Below are 18,987 nucleotides of genomic sequence, written 5' to 3' on the forward strand. Positions count from 1 at the left end.
TTTTGTTAGGTGAACATGCATAAAGGGCAGCAAATCATTCAGACGTGGTATCAAAAAAAAGGCTGGCAGCAGTTTCCGTTTCAGCAAGAAATGCAGGAAGCTTACCTGAATGGCTATTCCGGTTTGTTGAATGCTCCTACAGGTAGCGGTAAAACCTTTGCGCTGTTTTTACCTTTTTTGGCCGGGTATATCAACCAATATCCAGACACCTACCAAACCCGCATCAACAATGGGTTGCTCATGCTGTGGATTACCCCACTTCGGGCATTAACCAACGATATACGCAAAGCCATGCAGGAAGTATGTAATGAGCTAAACTTACCATGGCACATTGGTACACGTACAGGTGATACATCACAAGCTGAAAAGCAAGCTCTTCGTAAAAAGTTGCCTGAAGTACTGCTCACCACACCTGAAAGTTTGCATTTAATGCTGGCCCAAAAAGACTATTCCAAAACCTTTCAACACCTGCAAGTGGTGGTGATTGATGAATGGCACGAACTGCTGGGTACCAAACGTGGTGTACAGGTTGAGCTAGGCTTATCCAGACTCCGTAGCTGGGTAGCTAGTGGTCATTGGCGATTAGCAAGTATTGAAAAACATAGCAATCAAAAGTTACCACAAGTTACTAGTCAGCAACCTGCACTCAAAATTTGGGGTATCAGTGCAACTATTGGTAACCTGGAGCAGGCCGCAGAAGTATTGCTAGGCAACAACTTTCCGTCAGATCGGATTAAAATGGTGCGAGCGTATATTGACAAAAAACTTCAAATTAAATCGGTTATCCCGAAAAATATTGAAAATTACTCGTGGACAGGACACATTGGTTTAAAACTATTACCACAAGTAATGGAGATTGTAGCCAATAGCAAAACTACCCTGATTTTTACCAACACCCGTGCGCAATCAGAAATATGGTACCATGCTATATTAAACAATTACCCTGAGTATGCCGGTATCATGGCTATGCACCACGGCTCGTTAGATAATGAGTTGCGTAACTGGGTAGAACAAGCTTTGCATAATGGTATATTAAAAGTGGTGGTATGTACGTCGAGCTTAGATTTAGGGGTAGATTTTCGCCCGGTAGATACGGTTATACAAGTAGGCAGTCCAAAAGGTGTAGCGCGCTTTATGCAACGGGCAGGCCGTAGCGGTCACCATCCGGGAGCCATATCTGTAGCCTATTTTGTGCCTACCCATTCGCTGGAACTATTGGAAGGTGCAGCCTTAAAGCAAGCTATCAGTACACAACATTTTGAAAGCCGCGATCCGGTACTGCTGGCTATGGATGTGTTAATTCAGTACTTGGTAACATTGGCTGTGTCTGATGGGTTTCGGGCCGACCAATTGTACCAAGAGATTAAAACGACATTTGCCTTTGCCGATTTACGCCGTACGGAATTTGATGAACTGTTAAACTTTATTACTACTGGCGGAAATACATTGTCTGAGTACGACGAATACCAAAAAGTAGAAGTAGATGATGGCCTGTACAAAGTAGCCAGTCGCCGGGTAGCTATGCGCCACCGCATGAGCATTGGCACTATTACCAGCGAGATGAGCCTGCGTGTAAAAATGCTGCATGGCGGTAGTTTAGGTACTATTGAAGAAGGCTTTATTGCCCGTTTAAAACCTGGTGATACCTTCTGGTTTGCCGGTCGGAGCTTGGAGTTTGTGCAATTGAAAGAGATGACTGCTTTGGTAAAAAAATCGAGCGCTACAAAGGGCTTAATACCGAGCTGGGCTGGTAGCCGTATGCCACTATCATCGCAGCTATCATTTGTATTGCGTGAAAAGATGGACGAAGCAGCTCATCATTTAGAAAAGGATGAAGAAGTATTGGCGTTACGCACCTTGTTTAATTTACAAGAAAAACTATCCCATTTACCCCAAAAGCAGGATTTATTGATTGAATCTTTCGAATCCCGAGATGGCTATCACCTGTTTTTTTATCCGTTTGAAGGCCGCTTGGTGCATGAGGGCATGGCTTCACTGATTGCTTACCGCATCGGAAAAATCAAAAAAGCGACTTACAGCATTGCCATGAATGATTATGGCTTTGAGTTACTAACAGATGAGCCGATCCCCTTACTGGAAGCGCTGGAAGAAGATTTGTTTACTATTCATAACCTGCTGGCTGATATTCAAAGCAGCTTAAATGCAAATGAAATGGCTCGCCGCCGTTTTCGCGACATTGCTCACATTGGTGGCTTAGTGTTTACCGGCTATCCCGGACAACAAATTAAAAACCGGCATTTGCAAGCTTCTACCGGGTTGTTGTTTGACGTTTTTAGCGAATACGAACCAAACAACCTGCTGGTAAGACAAGCTTACAATGAAGCATTGGCCTATCAACTGGAAGAATTCAGATTACGCGAGGCTCTACTGCGCATTGCCCGGCAAAATGTTGTGATTAAAAAGATAGTACGCCCTACGCCTTTTGCCTTTCCAATACTGGTAGATGGTTTGCGTGAAAAACTAAGTTTAGAAAGCTTGGAAGATCGTGTGGCTAAAATGGCTCGCCGGTATGATGCTTTTGAAGATGATGACCTAGAACCTATTGTTCCTGCTACTACTAATCCACGAAAAAAGAGGAAATAAAAGGGAAAGCAAACACTCCTCAATAAACACCACATAACTCTACAAAAAAGTACACAAATTGTAGAAAAAATCACACAATAAAATACACATATTTACTCAATATATAAATTTTGAACCTATAATATACGCTTAAAACTAATGGAACAAGTTTTGTCTATTTAACAATAGATTAACTTTATATTCTTACAATAATGATTACTTTAATTACAGGATTAGTTTTAGCCAACATCGTAGTTGCTTTTAATAATTACAAAAACAAAGCTACTTTCTAAATACACTTTTGCTGCATGCTTCTCGACCAGTGCTGATTTGCTATAAAATGCAAAAGTTAACCTGAAGTATCTTACTACTCGGCAACATACCTTGTATATTATCCATACACAGCTATAATTAACTGTGTATTAGTAAAAACTGGTATGCTTTAATATTTCTGATTTACATCGAAAGCAGAATCCTACTAAATATTTATTCGCCTCCTTCACTTCATAACGTACAAACTTTATTAGCATATTTTTACTATAACTAAAAGGCCGCCATCAAGTATCAAAAAGCTGTTGGCATAATCTGCTTTTACACACTGGATCTAATAAATAAACTGGTGTAAGAATTTCCCACTTATTTGTTACACATTACTTCTAAATTCTTTCTATTTAACTAAACTTTTGGTTATTTTAGGTTGTCTTTAAGTATATACAACGCTAGTACGCCGGGCCCTCACAGCTTATTCCATTGGCTCATTTACCAATTAACCTACAACATTATGGCAGTGGAATTAAAAAAAGACTTATCTGTTCCCGATGAACAATTAAAGCCCATGTTCATTAAGTTATTGAACGAAGTTTTTAAAATGAAATCTGAATTATTGGGTTACTTGCCCCTTATGTCAGATCAAGCCCATGTACATGCGGTAAAAACAGCCATACTGCAATGTGGTATTAATATACAGGCACAACTATTCCGGATGAATATCATTATGGCTTTGCTAAAAGCTGAAGCTATAACGAAAAATCAAACAGCGGCCATTGATCTAAACTTGCAGAACTATATAAAAAACAGCATCGGTTTTGACAGCCCTTACAAAATCGATTGTTCATTAATTATGCATTTGATTATGGTTGAATCTTTCGAAATCACCTCATTCCGGTTGTTAAGCAAAATGGCTGTAAAACTTCACCCCAAACACATTTCACATCTTTTAAAAGCAAACCTGTTAGAGGCTACCAGTAGTAAAAGAGATTTAGCAATGCTGTTAGATAATTATCTGGCCTGACAAGTCTTGTTGCTTTGGGTACAAAATTTTTAAGCTATCTAAATATGCAGGGGGAGTTTAAACAGACTAGTGGTTATTCGATTAACTGTGCACCAGCTTAACGTTTATTTTCTTCCATACCCAAGGCATGCATGCTCATCATCTCTTTCATGGTACGTTGCATATTCTCAGCCGAGCCATCCAGAAAAATCACATTACCTTTAGAGTTCTCTGAAAAGTGTTTGATGGCCTCTGTCCACATGGTAAATAAAATAACAGAAGTGTCCATATTAGCTTGCTCCATTTCCTTAGCAGCAACAGTCATACCCTTAGCCACCTCTTCACGGAACAAAGCCACGCCCTGCCCGCGCAATTGCGAAGCTTGACGTTCAGCTTCAGCAGCAATCTTGATAGCATTACCCTCGGCCTCGGCAGCTTTAGTTTTGGTAATCAGCAAAGCTTGACCTTCGTTTTCAGCAGCTGCCTTCAGGTTATTGGAGGCCACTACCTGGCTCATAGACTTCATTATGGCTTCATCAAAGGTAATATCATTCAGTTGCAAATCTTGCAGATGATAACCCCAGCCTTCCAATATATTGTCAATTTGATCTTTTACGTGTTCTACAATTTCACGGCGAAGTACCAGCACATCGCTTTGACGCTTGGTGGCTACGTAAGCTCGTATCGAACCTTCTACCGTACGCACCAGTGCTTGCATCAGGTTACGCTCATCTACAAACTTGAAAGCTACATTTTGTATAGTCTCTTCACTCTGGTTTAAAACCGAGTACAGTAACATGGCTTTGAAGTAAACATTCGCCTGATCGATAGTTACCGCCTGAAATTCCAGCTCAACTGAACGGTTCTGGATAGAAATGCGGGAGTACAGCTGCTCAATTAAAGGCACCTTAAAATTAAGGCCAGGCAGTAGTATGCGCCGGTATTTACCAAAAACGGTAATTACCCCAATAGTGCCTTGTTTAATGGTTACAAATGATGAAAAGAAAACAATTAATAAAATAAATAGAATAATCCAAACGGCAATCATGATATTGTGTTAAGTAGGGAATAAATATAAAAATATAATTGTCAACTACTGATCACTAACAAAATAATTTAATCCATGAATTTAAAACGGACATTTGGCGGTATACTCACCGTATTAGGCATTATCGGCTTAATTTACACCGGTATTGAAATCATTCAGCATAAAACCGATACCACCACCATGGTGGTAGTAGGCTTAATTTCTTTGCTATTTTTCTTTTCGGGGATTGGCCTGGTAAAAGGCACTAAAGACGAGCAATAATAAAAAAGCTCCCGGACGACCGGGAGCTTTCAATCAATGTTTATATTAATTATTCTGAACAGGTTGCTGATCGTTAAGCAGGCGTCCACCCTTATAATAATAACGCGTCCAGTATGGATCGGCCAGGTAACTGATCATTACCCCTTTGCTGCTTGATGCATGTGCAAATTTGCCGTTGCCAATATAAACGCCTACATGGGTGATAGCCCGACTGTGTATTTTAAAGAAAACCAAATCGCCTTCTTTTAACTCTTCTTTATCTACCGGGTTAACCATGCTGAAAATGTTACGGCTGTTATTACCGATAGCAGTATTGAATACTTTATTATATAACTGGTATGCAAAACCGGAGCAATCAATACCATTTTTGGTATCACCGCCTAAGTGGTAAGGCGTTCCGATCCAGTCATATACAAATTGAAATAATTTCACGTTTGAAGTAGCTGACATCGCTACACCCATAATTTGTGAGAAGTAATCTTTAGCTAAACTCTCCTGTTCATCAGGCGCTTGAGCAGTTATGTTTGGAATGCTTTTTGTTTGTGCTTGGGTAGATAGAACAGTCAAAAATAGGGCAATAGCTAGGGACAATTTCTTCATCTAATTCGTTATTTTCAGGTTTTTTAAAGCCTTATGTTTCTTAAACTGGACACTGGTGTCTATTGTTGAAGACAAAGCTATACATTATTTTTAAAATACCAAATCCCTTAAAAATTATTTTATAATTAATTTAACCTATCACTGAGGTTAAAATTACTCAAAGCCGCGTAAATAATTTTTAACAAATACGGCTTTACATCTATTTTTTACAAGGATATAATTAGATTTGCGCATTCTCGAATAAAAGAATATTGATTGTTTAATACATGAGTTCCATCGAAATAACTAAAGACACCTACCTGAGGTGGTATGAGTCAATGCTGCTGATGCGTCGTTTTGAAGAAAAAACAGGACAATTATACGGTCAGCAAAAAATCAGGGGCTTTTGCCACTTGTATATTGGTCAGGAAGCAGTATTAGCCGGTGCTATGTCGGTACTACGTCATGAAGATGCGATGATTACGGCTTACCGTGACCATGCTCATGCACTGGCTAAAGGTACACACCCGAACGCCATCATGGCCGAAATGTATGGTAAAGTTACCGGTTGCTCAAAAGGCAAAGGTGGCTCTATGCACATGTTTGATAAAGAAAACAACTTTTATGGCGGGCATGGTATTGTAGGCGGTCAGATTCCGCTGGGTGCTGGTATTGCTTTTGCCGAAAAATACAATGGTACTGATAATGTTTGCGTAGCTTACATGGGCGATGGCGCAGTACGCCAAGGTGCACTTAACGAAACATTCAATATGGCAGCCCTTTGGAAACTGCCTGTTATATTTGTTTGTGAAAACAATGGTTACGCTATGGGAACTTCTGTAGCTCGTACTACTGCTGAAACTGATATTTATAAATTAGGTATTCCTTACGGTATTCCTTCATCACCTGTTGATGGCATGGACCCTGTAGCTGTACACACCGCTATGGATGAAGCCGTACAACGTGCTCGTGCTGGTGAAGGCCCAACCTTCTTGGAAATTCGTACTTACCGCTACAAAGGTCACTCTATGTCTGACCCGCAGAAGTACCGTACCAAAGATGAGGTGGAATCTTACAAAGCCAAAGACCCAATTGAGATTACCCGCAAAGCCATTGAAGAAAAAGGCTATGCCGATGAAAAATGGTTTGATGAAATTGCAGCTAAAGTAAAAGCCCAGGTTGATGAAGCTGTTCAGTTCTCAGAAGAATCACCTTGGCCAGATGCATCAGAACTCTATACTGATGTGTATGTAGAGAAAGATTATCCTTTCATCAGAAGCTAACTATTTATTAAAACATTTTAAACCAACTATTCATCAACAATATATGGCTGAAGTAGTTAAAATGCCGAAAATGAGCGATACCATGACCGAAGGGGTTATCGCTAAATGGCATAAAAAAGTAGGTGACAAGGTAAAATCCGGCGATTTGATGGCTGAGATTGAAACTGATAAAGCCACAATGGATTTTGAATCGTACCAAGAAGGTACGCTTTTATATATAGGTGCCGAAGAAGGTAAAGCTGCTCCAGTAGATTCAGTTATTGCTGTGATTGGTAATGAAGGTGAAGACTACAAAGCTGCTTTAAACAGCGAAAGTGGTAGTGCACCAGCCGAAGAGAAAAAGGCTGAACCTGCGCCACAAGCTAATGCAGCACCAGCTGCGCCTGCTGCTGAAAAACCTGCTGCTCCGGCTGTAGATACTTCTAATATTCCAGCGGCTGTAATTCGTATGCCTTTGTTAAGCGACACCATGACTGAAGGTGTGATTAATAAATGGAACTTTAAAGTAGGCGATAAAGTAAAATCTGACGATTCGTTAGCTGATGTAGAAACCGATAAGGCTACTATGGAAGTTGTGGGATACGAAGAAGGTACCCTGCTTTATATTGGTGTTAAAGAGGGTGAAGCTGCTAAAGTAAATGATATTATAGCTATTGTAGGTAAAGAAGGTACTGATATTACCCCATTACTGCAAAGTGGCAGCGCTCCTGCTCCGCAAGGAGGTGGCGAACAACCAGCTACTAACGAAGCACCAGCCGAAGCTTCTGCTGAGTCACAAAGTTCAACAGAAGACGACAGCCGTGTAAAAGCATCTCCGCTGGCACGTAAAATTGCTAAAGATAAAGGTATCAATCTGAACGACGTTAAAGGATCTGCCGAAGGCGGCCGCATTGTGAAGAAAGATGTAGAAAGCTTTACCCCTTCTGCAAAATTAGCGCAAAATACCGATGGGCAAAAAGCTGCTCCTGCACAACAGCCAATGTCTGCATCATTAGGTGAGATACAAAAAGAAGAAGCCGCTAGTGCTAAAGCTAAAGAAGCTGCAGCAAAAGCTGGCCCAACTATTACTTTATCTCCTTTTGTAGGCGAAGAGAAGTTTACTGAAAAGCCGGTTACTCAAATGCGTAAGGTTATTGCCAAACGCTTATCAGAAAGTTTATTTACCGCACCACACTTCTTTGTAACCATGTCAATTGATATGGATGCAGCTATTGAGGCTCGTGGTAAAATGAACGAAGTATCTCCGGTTAAAATATCATTTAATGATTTGGTTGTAAAAGCATGTGCTGTGGCATTAAAACAACACCCTGCTATTAACTCATCATGGTTAGGAGATAAAATCCGCTTTAACGAGCACGTAAATATTGGCATTGCTGTAGCGGTTGACGAAGGCTTGCTGGTACCTGTAGTACGTTTTGCTGATGGCAAATCATTAAGCCGCATTTCGGCCGAAGTGAAAGAATTTGCTAAAAAAGCAAAAGATAAAAAACTGCAACCATCTGATTGGGAAGGTTCAACATTCACCATTTCTAACTTAGGCATGTTTGGTGTTGAAGAATTTACTGCTATCATCAATTCGCCAGACTCTTGTATATTAGCTGTTAGCGGTATACAAGCAGTACCGGTAGTTAAAAATGGTGCAGTAGTTCCAGGTAACATCATGAAGGTTACCTTAAGTGCCGACCACCGTACAGTTGATGGTGCAACAGCCGCTTCCTTCCTGCAAACATTAAAAGCATTGTTGGAAGAACCTGTTAGATTATTAATCTAATACCATAAAACAAAAATTTATAATCAAAGGCCATACACCATGTATGGCCTTTTTTGTTGAATAAGCTATATGAAAACATTTGCCGATAATGTTATTAACTTTAATCAACATCTGGTATTTACCGGTGGGCAGTTGCCATCTGGTATTCGCATATTAAATCCTTTTCAGGAATCAGCACAAGCTTTGTCGATTGCCGAACGGTTTTACCACCAGTATTATCAGGATACTAATAAACGGCATATCATTATGGGCATTAATCCTGGTCGGTTTGGTGGAGGCCTTACAGGTATTCCTTTTACCGATCCGAAACGTTTGGAAAAAGAATGTGGTATTCATTATGAAGGTAAATCAGCACATGAACTCTCTTCCGTTTTTGTGTATGATGTTATTAACGCCTATGGCGGCGTAAAAGCTTTTTATGAAAAGTTTTACATCAGTTCGGTTTGCCCGCTTGGCTTTACTACACTTGATGCTAAAGGCAAAGAAAAAAACTATAATTATTATGATAGTAAAGAACTTACTCAGGCTGCCTACCCTTTTATTGTGGAGAGTATGCAAAAGCAAATTGACTTAGGTGTTTATACTGATATAGCATTTTGCTTTGGTAATGGTAAAAACGATTTTTTTTTACGCAAGCTCAATGCCGAGCATCACTTCTTCAAACGCATTATTGCCCTGGAACATCCTAGATTTATTATGCAGTATAAATTATCCACTAAACAGTTTTACATTGATAAATACCTAGATGCTTTCAGGTCTGTTTTATAAAAACAATACTGTTTATAATAAACTATTAAACCAACCGTTATCCATAAAGTACATAGACCACGGCTGGTTTAATGTGTACTTAATTAATCATTTGCAGCCAATCCATTACTTCTGCTAAGTAGTTTGGCGCTCTCAGCCAGTTTCACTAATTCTGCCCGGTAGCCTTCCGCATCTTCGCCTTTAGCAGCTTTGGCTATTGTGATAGCTTGATTGTAGCTGGCATTTTGCTTATAATCTGAGTTACGCAGCATCATGCCGAATTCGGCTACGGCAGCGGCAAACCGGAAATCGGATGATGCTTTATTAAAATCAATCGGTTTATCAGCTATGGTAACCTGGCTCAATTTACTAACCGATGAATTTGGTTCTTTATACCGGAATTTAACAGTCATCATTTCATCAGAAGCTATGTAATTGATTAGTGCTTTAGGCTTTTGATATTTTAACGGATCAACCGTAAACTTATCTTTTATACCTACCGGGATAATTTCATAAAATGCTGTAACAGTATGTCCGGCTCCCATATCCCCAGCATCTTTCTGGTCATTGTTAAAATCTTCCTTGTTCAAAATGCGGTTTTCATAACCGATTAGTCGGTAAGCTTGTACATGTGCAGGATTAAACTCAATTTGTAGTTTTACATCTTTAGCTACCGTAAACAAGGTACCACCAAATTCGCTCACCAAAGTTTTACGAGCCTCAGTAATGTTGTCGATGTAAGCATAATTTCCATTGCCTTTGTCGGCCAGTGTTTCCATTTTGCTATCCTTGTAATTCCCCATCCCAAACCCTAATGCAGACAAAAATATACCGCTGTTCCGTTCCTGTTAAATCAAATGTTCCATATCCTGATCGGATGAGGCCCCTACATTAAAGTCACCATCAGTAGCCAATATCACGCGATTATTACCATTTTTCATGAAGTTTTCCTTAGCTACACGGTAAGCCAGTTTGATGCCCTCCCCTCCTGCAGTTGAACCACCTGCACTTAATCGGTCGATAGCATCTTTAATCGTAGTTTTTTGGCTGCCAGATGTAGATGGCAATACTAAGCCAGCCTGACCGGCATATACCACTATGGCAACCTTATCTTGCGGACGTAGCTGATCTACGAGCAATTTCATAGACGATTGAACTAGTGGTAATTTATTAGGCATGATCATGGAGCCTGAAACATCAACCAGAAAGACCAGGTTAGAGGCCGGCAGCTTATGATTATTTACCGCCTTAGCTTTTAAGCCAATACGTACTAATTGGTGTTCTGGGTTCCAAGGTGCTGTAGATAATTCAGTATGAATAGCTACCGGGCTGCCATCCGTAGGTGTGAGCAAGTTGTAACCGAAATAGTTAATCATTTCCTCAATACGCACCGCATCTTTAGGCGGCAACTGACCGTTGTTGATAAACCGGCGCACATTACTGTATGAGGCCGCATCCACATCAACAGAAAACGTACTGAGCGGATTCTCTTTCGGGTTTTGGAAACCGTTCTCAGTAATACCTTTGTACGATTCGGTATTTTGTACTGGCTGAGGGTATATTGAACCAGGGTAAACTTTATTTACCATTAAACCAGCTGCTCTACCTTGTATTATTCTACTTACCGGAGCATTACCCACCACCTCGTTAAGCGGAGCAGCCTGTACCTGAGTTGCACTACCTATTATGCTGGTTTTCTGTTGCGTACTGTAACCTACTACAACTACATCATGTAGTATAGCACTTGACGCTTGTAGATACACATCAACTTTACCTTTATTTTTTACATCTATAGTTTGTGATTTGTAACCAATAAAGCTAAAGGTTAGCTTATCATACGAATTCATAATATTAATAGCATAGTGTCCTTTGCTATCTGTCTGGATAGAAGTTTTTGTACCCTTAATCTGTACAATTACGCCAGGTAAAGGTTGTTTACTTTGATTGTCATATACCATACCGGTAATCATTCGGCTGCTATCAGCCCTAACGCTTGTTAGGCTAATAAGCATTAATAGTACTAGTGCAAGCTTTTTCATGGCTGTTTTTATTTGTTTTTGTAATAAGGATGTAACCGCATGCCTATTTCCATAAACCATTTAAAAAAATTATTTTACCTCCGTTAATGAAGTTGTTCAGCAAACGTAAGCAGCCAGATCAGGCAGGTGATGCAGACCTGTTGCAGCAGTATCGCCAAAGTGGTGATTTAGCTGTATTAGGACGTTTGTATGAGCAATATATGCCCTTGGTATATGGTGTTTGCTTAAAGTATTTGCAGGATGAAGAGCAGAGTAAAGATGCCGTTATGCAGATATTTGAAGAATTAGTTATAAAAGTTACCCGGCATGAAATAAAAGAGTTCAGACCCTGGTTGTATGTATTAAGCCGTAATTACTGCCTAATGCAATTACGTACCAACAAAAAAATGGAAACCTTAAGCTTAGAAGAAGTTATGGAATCTCCATTTGTTCTGCATCCTGATGATAATGATGAGCATAAAATAAATCAACTGGAAGATTGCTTGAAGAAACTAACGCCTGCACAACAGCAAAGCATCCAAATATTTTACTTGCAGGAAAAATCTTATAAAGAAGTAGCAGAACATACCGGATATAGCTTGAATGAAGTTAAAAGCTATATCCAAAACGGAAAACGAAATCTGAAAATTTGCCTGGAAAATAATCGTGAGCGCTAAAAAGACTGACATATCGCAAATCAGGAAGTATCTGAACGGAGAACTGGATGCCCATGCTATGCACAAGCTGGAGAAACAGGCATTAAATGATCCGTTTTTGATGGATGCTTTGGAAGGATATGAGCAGAACGATAACAATCAGCAACAGCATTTAACAGACTTATACAACCGTTTGCAACAGCGCGTACAACCTGCCAAACAGCGTTTATTATGGCCTCGCTTAGCTGCGGCTGCTTCGATAATTTTATTTATAGCTGTGGGTTGCTGGTGGTTGCTTCATCAAACTTCAACTACCCGAATAACTTTACCCTCAACTGGCAGTATGGTACATATTCCTATACCGTCATCTAATGTGGATTCAACTGTTACTAAAAGCAAACAACAGCCCACCTTAACTGATGCGGATGTATCATTACCAACCTCAAATAATATTGCACAACTAAACCGCAGATACAGCCGGCAAACCTTTGCTAAACCAAGGCAATCTCCTTTATTGACTCATGATGTTCTTCTTGAGCAACCAGTTGCCACTGATAGTAGCATTAAAGGCAATCTGCTTAATGAAGTGGCGGTAATTGGATACTCTACACAAAAGAAAACCAGCATAACAGGTAGTATAGCTCAAGTACAGGCACAACAGTTGGATGAACCTGTTGGTAATGCACCAGTAAGCCGGATAGCTGGTGTAAATATTTTGAACAGTAAACTTTATAGAACAGACACCACAAAAATTAAAACCATTACAGGTAAAGTAACCGACGAAAGCGGAAGCCCACTACCTGGTGTCGTGGTAAAAGTGGAAGGAGTCAATACTAATGTAACTACCAATGCTGATGGTAACTTCTCGATAAAAGCACAAAAAAATGATCAGTTAAACATAGCCTACTTAGGATTTGAGCCGATACAGCTTAAGGTTAAAGACCAGAATAATCTTCAGGTAACACTTAAGCCAACTCACATGTCCTTATCTGAAGTGGCAGTAACGGGTTATGGTACCTCATCCAATATAATTACAAAAGCACATCCTGTTACCGGCTGGAAGAGTTTTAAACAATACTTAGCTAATCAGGCTCATGTAACAGATAGTAGTACCGGCAAAGTACGTGTGAGCTTTATGGTTAATGCCGATAATAGTTTAACGGATTTCATTATCATCAAAAGTCTCAGCCAAGAAGCTGATCAGGAAGCTATCCGGCTTATTAAAGAAGGACCAAGCTGGTTACATAATCTAAATGACCAGCCTGAAAAGGTAACGCTCACTATCCGTTTTACACACGAGTAATCTATCTTACTGCGATTGAATTATTTGCTACATTTAAACATTTGCATTTGCTCATCATGAAAAAAACATTTCTGCTATTCAGTATGGTCGGCTTGTTGGCTGCCTGTAAACCCTCTGGCTCTGATACATCATCCGGCAGCAACAAAGATTTCAATAAGTTGCTGGATAATTATTTTGAAGATGGTTTAAAATTGTTCCCCCTTAACGCTACAGCTATTGGCGATAACCGGTACAACGATTTATTACCTAATGATGGCTCCCAGCAGTTTATCAACCAGACTAAGAATTATTACAAAACTTATCTGAACAAACTTCATCGGTTTAAACGTGAAGATTTAAACGAGGAAGATCAATTATCGTACGACATTCTGGATTACCAAGCCGGCATACAGTTACAAAGCTATAACTACCATTTTGAGTACATGCCATTTAACCAGTTCAATGCCTTACCCCTAACTATGGGGCAGTTTGGTTCGGGTACAGGTACACAGCCATTCAAAACAGTAAAAGATTATGAAGACTGGCTAAAAAGATTGAATAATTTTGCAACATGGGCTGATACGGCTATAGTTAACTTCAACAAAGGTGTTAAAGCTGGTGTGGTATTACCTAAAGTATTGGTCGTAAAAATGATTCCGCAAATGGAAGCTATGGTTGTTACCGATCCAAGCAAAAGCTTGTTTTATGGCCCAATTACTCATTTGCCGCAAAACTTTTCCGCAGCTGACAAGCAAAAATTAACAGATGAGTATAAAAAGGCTATCATGACGGTAGCTGTACCTACTTACCAAAAGCTGGGTACCTATTTAAAAACGCAGTATTTACCTCATGCTCGCAGCACTACCGGCTATTCAGCTATGCCAGGTGGTATGGCTATTTACACCTACCTGGTAAAGCAGCAGACCACTACCAATAAAACGCCTGATGAAATTTATCAGTTGGGATTAAGTGAGGTAGCACGCATTCGGGGCAAAATGGATAGCATTAAAAATAAAGTAGGTTTTAAGGGCGACTTAGTAGCTTTTTTCAAATACATGAACACCGACCCTAAATTTACACCTTATAAAACACCACAGGATGTGCTGAATGCCTTTGAGAACATCCACCAGCGTATGGAGCCTAACTTGAAAAAGATGTTTAGCCATGTGCCTAAAACCAAGTTTGAAATCAGGCAAACGGAAGCATTCCGTGCAGCATCAGCCAGCATAGAATACTATCCAGGCACTGCCGATGGTAGCCGGCCAGGCATATTCTATGTACCTATTTTGGATGCTACTAAGTACAATACCACTTCGGGTATGGAATCTACGTTCTTGCATGAAGCCGTTCCTGGTCACCATTACCAAATTTCTTTAACGCAAGAAAATAATACATTACCTAAGTTCCGTCGTTTTGGTGTTGATAATGCTTATGTAGAAGGCTGGGCCTTATATTGCGAATCGTTGGGTAAAGAATTAGGTTTGTTTCAAGATCCTTACCAGCACATGGGGGCATTAGGCGATGAAATACACCGCGCTATCCGTTTAGTAGTAGATGTAGGCATGCACAGCAAAGGCATGACACGCGAACAAGCCATCAGATATATGATGACTAATGAACCCGTTAGCCAAGAGAGTGCAGTGGCCGAGACTGAACGCTATATGGCGATACCTGGCCAAGCATTGGGTTACAAAATTGGTGCGTTGAAAATACGCGAGCTACGTAGTAAAGCCCAAAAAGCTTTAGGTGGCAAATTTGATTTAGCCGAGTTTCATAATCAAATACTTAAAGATGGCTCTATGCCGCTGGCCGTATTGGATAGCAAAATAGACAACTGGATTGCCAGTCAGAAATAATTAACTTACTATCAAACAAGAAAGGCATCCTATTGAGATGCCTTTCTTGTTTGATACATTATCTTGTTTTCTGTTGTACAAAACCAAATACTTTTTGCAGCAATGGTGTAGAACGGAAAGATATACTAGACCTAATATTCAATTCTTCTTGAGCAATACGGTAAAACAAGCCATCAATAGCTTTCTGAGTAACATAATCGTCCAGATCAGGATTGATTTTATTGAAAGTAAGCGGAATTTTGTTGTACTGTGTAGCCAATTGGCTGTAATAATGGGTTGCACCTACATTAGCTAAACTAGTATGTACTACTGGCTTAAATTGGTCAGTTAATTGGTTTGTAGTAGTGCGTTTAAAATATTGAGTGGCTGCATCTTGGTTACTACTCAACAAAATGGTGGTTATATCCTGTACCGTCATCTGTTTTATGGCGGCTACAAAAATGGGCTTAGCTTTACCAGCGGCATCTTCAGCAGCCCGGTTTAAAGATAGAATAACGTTATCACACAGTTTATTTAACCCTAACTTACGTAAAGTACGCTCAGCCTTTTGTGCCTCGGGTGGAAACAAGAGTTTGATAGCAGCATTGCCAAAAAAACCATTTAATGCCGATAGCTGACTGGTACTTTTATCAGTTCCTTGTTCCAGCGCCTGCTTTAGGCCACTCACCATTTCTAAAGTAGATGGCGTACTTTGCAATGGAACAAAAGTAGCAGCTTCGTTAATCAGCCTTGCAGGTTTACTGCTAAAGCTGGTAACTGATATCCATACAGGTAATAAAGTGGCTAATACAGTTAATCTTTTCATGCGTTTATTGTACGCAGGATATGATTAATGACTTACTGTGTAAAATGGATGATAGTAAATACCAAAGCAGCTACTAAGGCTGATATAGGAATGGTAATCACCCATGCCCAAAGCAAATTGATAGTCACGCCCCAACGCACAGCTGATACCCGCTTAGTTAAGCCTACACCGATGATAGAACCGGTAATGGTATGAGTAGTAGAAACCGGAATACCTAAACGCTCAGTAACAAATAAGGTGATGGCACCAGCTGTTTCAGCACTTACGCCTTCTAGTGGGGTTACCTTAGTAATTTTGCTACCCATGGTTTTTACGATTTTCCAACCGCCAGACATGGTACCTAGAGCGATAGCACTGTAACAAGCCAATGGGATCCACTCAGGCATCTTAGCATCTGGAGGTATCACTTTTGAAGCAATTAGAGCTACGTAAATAATACCCATTACTTTCTGAGCATCGTTACCACCATGTGCAAAGCTTAACGCACCTGATGAAACAAGTTGCGCACTTTTAAACCATCGCTCAGCTGATGCAGGTCTTGAATTTTTAAAAATGTGCAGAATGATAATAGTAATTACATAAGCAATGAACAAACCAATAAATGGTGCCAGAAAAATGTACGCAGCTATAGTAAATATAGAATGCGTATCTACCGCGTTCCAGGCATTGGCTCCCAAGAATAAAGCATTTGTCATACCTGCACCAGCAAAACCACCAATTAGCGTATGTGATGAGCTAGATGGAATACCAAACCACCAAGTAATTAAGTTCCAAGTAATAGCGGCTACCAGCCCTGCCAAAATAACGTGCATGGTAATAAAATTTTCGTGCACAGTTTTAGCGATGGTGTTAGCTACTTTATGATCTTTAATTAAAAAGAAAGCCAAAAAGTTAAAAGCAGCTGCCCACAGCACGGCCTGAAAAGGTGTGAGTACTTTGGTAGATACAATGGTAGCAATAGAGTTGGCCGCATCGTGAAAACCATTAATAAAATCAAAAATGATGGCCAGCATCACAACAACAACAAGCAAACTAGTAACCATGTGCAGGTGAGTATTAAAACAATTAAGCGTTTTTAACTAATATAGACTCCATTACATTGGCGGCATCCTCGCACATATCAGTTGCTGTTTCCAGCGCTGCCAGTATTTCTTTGTACTTAATCAGTTTAAGTGCATCTTTCTCATACAAAAACAAGTCGGCTACAGCACGATCAAACACATAATCGGCTTGGTTTTCCACACTGTTTATACGAATGCACGAATCGGCAATATTGCGTACGTTTTTCAAGTCTTTCAACTCACGAACGGCTTTTTCCAAATCATTGCTACCTTGTAAAATCAGATCAGATAGTTTACAAATAGGTTCTGTATAATCCTCAATGTTATACAACAGCATACGGTTAGCTGAACCTTGTATGTAATCGGCTACATCATCAATTGCTGTAGCTAGAGCATGTATATCTTCACGGTCAAATGGGGTAATAAAGTTTTTACCCAGCTCCAGGTAAATCTGGTGGGTTAACTCATCACCTTTATTTTCCAGTTTATCAATCTGTTTAAAAAGTTCTTGTCGTGTAGTTGAGCTTTTAGAGTTTACCGCCTCTACCAACACAGTAGCCATAGCTACAACGTTACTGGCAGCTTGCTCAAATAAGGGGAAGAATACTTTTTTATCCTTAGGTACAAAGTACTGGAAAAAGCTGTTTAATGACATGCGTAAATCAAATAGTTGCTACAAAGGTACGTTTACAATGTTAAGTTAATGTTAACTATTCAATATTGGTAATGGAAAAGGCCCTTGCTTAACCTTTTCTAGCGTAAAACCAAAGGTTGAACCTAAACCTTCGGTACTACGCACATTGATAGTTTGCTGGTGAGCTTCTACAATATGCTTTACAATGGCCAGCCCTAAACCTGAGCCGCCAATCTCACGCGAGCGGCTGCTATCGGTACGGTAAAAACGCTCAAACAAGCGGGGCAAGTTCTTTTCACTAATGCCCATCCCATCGTCGGTTACTTCAACCAGTATCTGATCATGCAAATCAAAAAAGCTTACTGATGTACTTCCTCCCTGATTACCGTATTTAAATGAGTTATCAATCAGGTTCACCAATACCTGTGTAATTTTTTGCCGGTCTGCATTTACTAAATAAGGTTCATCGTATTTTTGCTTAAACACCAGCTTGATATTGTGCTGTTTGGCTTTGAACTCCATGGTTTCAAAAACCTCTTTAATCAGGTCATTAACTCTGAATTTTGTGTAATTAATAGGAATTTCTCCAGATTCCAGCTTTGATATTTCATCCAGATCTTTAATCAAATAACTCATTCGATCTACATTTCGTGCAGCTTTCTGCAAAAACTGCATAGCCATATCTTTATCTTCTAAATCATCATCAAGTATGGCTTCAATGTAACCTTGTATAGCAAATAGTGGTGTTTTAAACTCGTGCGAAATGTTAGATAGAAACTCCCGTCTGAATTTTTCCTGACTGCGTAATTGCTCAATCTCTATCTTTTTTTCACTAGCCCAGTTTTTCACTTCCTGCTCTACATCGCCAATCGGATCAATACTTACCGATTCGCTTAAGGCATCGCGCAAGTCACGCCCTAGTTTAAGACTATGTATTTGTTTGTAAATGAGCTTAATTTTAGAATAAACGTATTTTTCAATTAAATAATAAAAAACAATGAAGCTGGTTATAAACGATATAGAAAACGTAACAGCCATATCATACCAGCTATGTTTAAAATAATAATTAACAATAGACAGGGTAATAGCTACTGCTAAAGCATTAATAAAAACCAGTACACTTAATTTCATAC

General features: G+C 39.7%; 17 protein-coding genes. 9 read left to right on the forward strand and 8 right to left on the reverse strand.

Translation table 11 applies throughout. From position 1 onward, the window contains the following. Positions 1–15: 15 nt before the first annotated feature. Entirely contained in the window at positions 16–2,604 is a 2,589-nt protein-coding gene (locus HH214_RS05350) for a ligase-associated DNA damage response DEXH box helicase (protein ID WP_169611054.1), read from the forward strand. Between the two features lie 760 nt (positions 2,605–3,364). Further along, positions 3,365–3,874, forward strand: a complete 510-nt coding sequence (locus HH214_RS05355) for a DUF892 family protein (RefSeq protein ID WP_169606352.1) — start codon at positions 3,365–3,367, stop codon at positions 3,872–3,874. Positions 3,875–3,971: 97 nt separating this feature from the next. Here HH214_RS05355 and HH214_RS05360 read toward each other — a convergent pair whose 3' ends face one another. Then, on the reverse strand, positions 3,972–4,901 hold the full coding sequence (locus HH214_RS05360) for an SPFH domain-containing protein (protein WP_169606353.1): 930 nt from the start codon (positions 4,899–4,901) through the stop codon (positions 3,972–3,974). A 75-nt stretch (positions 4,902–4,976) separates the two neighbouring features. Between HH214_RS05360 and HH214_RS05365 the strand changes: the two genes are divergently transcribed. Next, entirely contained in the window at positions 4,977–5,162 is a 186-nt protein-coding gene (locus HH214_RS05365; protein ID WP_169606354.1) for a hypothetical protein, read from the forward strand. 45 nt (positions 5,163–5,207) lie between these two features. Here HH214_RS05365 and HH214_RS05370 read toward each other — a convergent pair whose 3' ends face one another. Then, complete coding sequence (locus HH214_RS05370; RefSeq protein WP_169606355.1) at positions 5,208–5,762, reverse strand: C40 family peptidase; 555 nt, start codon at positions 5,760–5,762, stop codon at positions 5,208–5,210. A gap of 266 nt (positions 5,763–6,028) precedes the next feature. On the opposite strand from HH214_RS05370, the gene pdhA reads away from it, so the two are divergent. From pdhA to HH214_RS05385, 3 genes are all read left to right on the forward strand, one after another. Next, on the forward strand, positions 6,029–7,024 hold the full coding sequence (pdhA, locus tag HH214_RS05375) for a pyruvate dehydrogenase (acetyl-transferring) E1 component subunit alpha (protein ID WP_169606356.1): 996 nt from the start codon (positions 6,029–6,031) through the stop codon (positions 7,022–7,024). A 43-nt stretch (positions 7,025–7,067) separates the two neighbouring features. Continuing rightward, positions 7,068–8,795: a pyruvate dehydrogenase complex dihydrolipoamide acetyltransferase gene (locus HH214_RS05380; RefSeq protein WP_169606357.1), complete on the forward strand. Its 1,728-nt coding sequence runs from the start codon at positions 7,068–7,070 to the stop codon at positions 8,793–8,795. Between the two features lie 69 nt (positions 8,796–8,864). Beyond that, positions 8,865–9,563, forward strand: a complete 699-nt coding sequence (locus HH214_RS05385) for a uracil-DNA glycosylase family protein (protein ID WP_169606358.1) — start codon at positions 8,865–8,867, stop codon at positions 9,561–9,563. A gap of 83 nt (positions 9,564–9,646) precedes the next feature. Here HH214_RS05385 and HH214_RS22040 read toward each other — a convergent pair whose 3' ends face one another. Together HH214_RS22040 and HH214_RS22045 are read right to left on the reverse strand one after the other, a co-directional pair. Further along, entirely contained in the window at positions 9,647–10,321 is a 675-nt protein-coding gene (locus HH214_RS22040; protein WP_248282214.1) for a YfbK domain-containing protein, read from the reverse strand. A 69-nt stretch (positions 10,322–10,390) separates the two neighbouring features. Further along, positions 10,391–11,581 carry a vWA domain-containing protein gene (locus HH214_RS22045; protein WP_248282215.1) on the reverse strand — a complete coding sequence of 397 codons (1,191 nt, stop codon included), beginning with the start codon at positions 11,579–11,581 and terminating at the stop codon, positions 10,391–10,393. Between the two features lie 86 nt (positions 11,582–11,667). Here HH214_RS22045 and HH214_RS05395 point away from each other — a divergent pair, with 86 nt between their 5' ends. From HH214_RS05395 to HH214_RS05405, 3 genes are read left to right on the forward strand one after another with little or no spacing between them, the layout of a single operon-like run. Then, entirely contained in the window at positions 11,668–12,237 is a 570-nt protein-coding gene (locus HH214_RS05395; RefSeq protein ID WP_169606359.1) for an RNA polymerase sigma factor, read from the forward strand. Further along, complete coding sequence (locus HH214_RS05400) at positions 12,227–13,519, forward strand: energy transducer TonB (protein WP_169606360.1); 1,293 nt, start codon at positions 12,227–12,229, stop codon at positions 13,517–13,519. The genes HH214_RS05395 and HH214_RS05400 overlap by 11 nt, the downstream gene beginning before the upstream one ends. 56 nt (positions 13,520–13,575) lie before the next feature. After that, entirely contained in the window at positions 13,576–15,354 is a 1,779-nt protein-coding gene (locus HH214_RS05405) for a DUF885 domain-containing protein (protein WP_169606361.1), read from the forward strand. A gap of 58 nt (positions 15,355–15,412) precedes the next feature. On the opposite strand, the gene HH214_RS05410 is transcribed toward HH214_RS05405, so the two are convergent. Genes HH214_RS05410 through HH214_RS05425 form a run of 4 tightly spaced genes read right to left on the reverse strand, consistent with a single transcriptional unit; the run spans position 15,413 to position 18,985 of the window. Further along, the gene (locus HH214_RS05410; protein ID WP_169606362.1) at positions 15,413–16,159 is read right to left on the reverse strand and encodes a DUF4197 domain-containing protein; all 747 of its coding nucleotides are present in this window, start codon (positions 16,157–16,159) and stop codon (positions 15,413–15,415) included. Between the two features lie 32 nt (positions 16,160–16,191). After that, a complete protein-coding gene (locus HH214_RS05415) occupies positions 16,192–17,202 on the reverse strand; it encodes an inorganic phosphate transporter (RefSeq protein ID WP_169606363.1) in 1,011 nt (336 codons plus the stop codon). A 22-nt stretch (positions 17,203–17,224) separates the two neighbouring features. After that, positions 17,225–17,875 carry a DUF47 domain-containing protein gene (locus tag HH214_RS05420; protein ID WP_169606364.1) on the reverse strand — a complete coding sequence of 217 codons (651 nt, stop codon included), beginning with the start codon at positions 17,873–17,875 and terminating at the stop codon, positions 17,225–17,227. Between the two features lie 51 nt (positions 17,876–17,926). After that, the gene (locus HH214_RS05425; protein WP_169606365.1) at positions 17,927–18,985 is read right to left on the reverse strand and encodes a sensor histidine kinase; all 1,059 of its coding nucleotides are present in this window, start codon (positions 18,983–18,985) and stop codon (positions 17,927–17,929) included. Positions 18,986–18,987 lie beyond the last annotated feature (2 nt).

This window comes from Mucilaginibacter robiniae (genome assembly GCF_012849215.1).
GTDB lineage: Bacteria > Bacteroidota > Bacteroidia > Sphingobacteriales > Sphingobacteriaceae > Mucilaginibacter > Mucilaginibacter robiniae.

Coding starts and splice junctions, on each gene's coding strand:
- HH214_RS05350 (WP_169611054.1), top strand. CDS start 16: ATGCATAAAGGGCAGCAAATCATTCAGACGTGGTATCAAAAAAAAGGC.
- HH214_RS05355 (WP_169606352.1), top strand. CDS start 3,365: ATGGCAGTGGAATTAAAAAAAGACTTATCTGTTCCCGATGAACAATTA.
- HH214_RS05360 (WP_169606353.1), bottom strand. CDS start 4,901: ATGATTGCCGTTTGGATTATTCTATTTATTTTATTAATTGTTTTCTTT.
- HH214_RS05365 (WP_169606354.1), top strand. CDS start 4,977: ATGAATTTAAAACGGACATTTGGCGGTATACTCACCGTATTAGGCATT.
- HH214_RS05370 (WP_169606355.1), bottom strand. CDS start 5,762: ATGAAGAAATTGTCCCTAGCTATTGCCCTATTTTTGACTGTTCTATCT.
- pdhA (WP_169606356.1), top strand. CDS start 6,029: ATGAGTTCCATCGAAATAACTAAAGACACCTACCTGAGGTGGTATGAG.
- HH214_RS05380 (WP_169606357.1), top strand. CDS start 7,068: ATGGCTGAAGTAGTTAAAATGCCGAAAATGAGCGATACCATGACCGAA.
- HH214_RS05385 (WP_169606358.1), top strand. CDS start 8,865: ATGAAAACATTTGCCGATAATGTTATTAACTTTAATCAACATCTGGTA.
- HH214_RS22040 (WP_248282214.1), bottom strand. CDS start 10,321: ATGGAAACACTGGCCGACAAAGGCAATGGAAATTATGCTTACATCGAC.
- HH214_RS22045 (WP_248282215.1), bottom strand. CDS start 11,581: ATGAAAAAGCTTGCACTAGTACTATTAATGCTTATTAGCCTAACAAGC.
- HH214_RS05395 (WP_169606359.1), top strand. CDS start 11,668: ATGAAGTTGTTCAGCAAACGTAAGCAGCCAGATCAGGCAGGTGATGCA.
- HH214_RS05405 (WP_169606361.1), top strand. CDS start 13,576: ATGAAAAAAACATTTCTGCTATTCAGTATGGTCGGCTTGTTGGCTGCC.
- HH214_RS05410 (WP_169606362.1), bottom strand. CDS start 16,159: ATGAAAAGATTAACTGTATTAGCCACTTTATTACCTGTATGGATATCA.
- HH214_RS05415 (WP_169606363.1), bottom strand. CDS start 17,202: ATGGTTACTAGTTTGCTTGTTGTTGTTGTGATGCTGGCCATCATTTTT.
- HH214_RS05420 (WP_169606364.1), bottom strand. CDS start 17,875: ATGTCATTAAACAGCTTTTTCCAGTACTTTGTACCTAAGGATAAAAAA.
- HH214_RS05425 (WP_169606365.1), bottom strand. CDS start 18,985: ATGAAATTAAGTGTACTGGTTTTTATTAATGCTTTAGCAGTAGCTATT.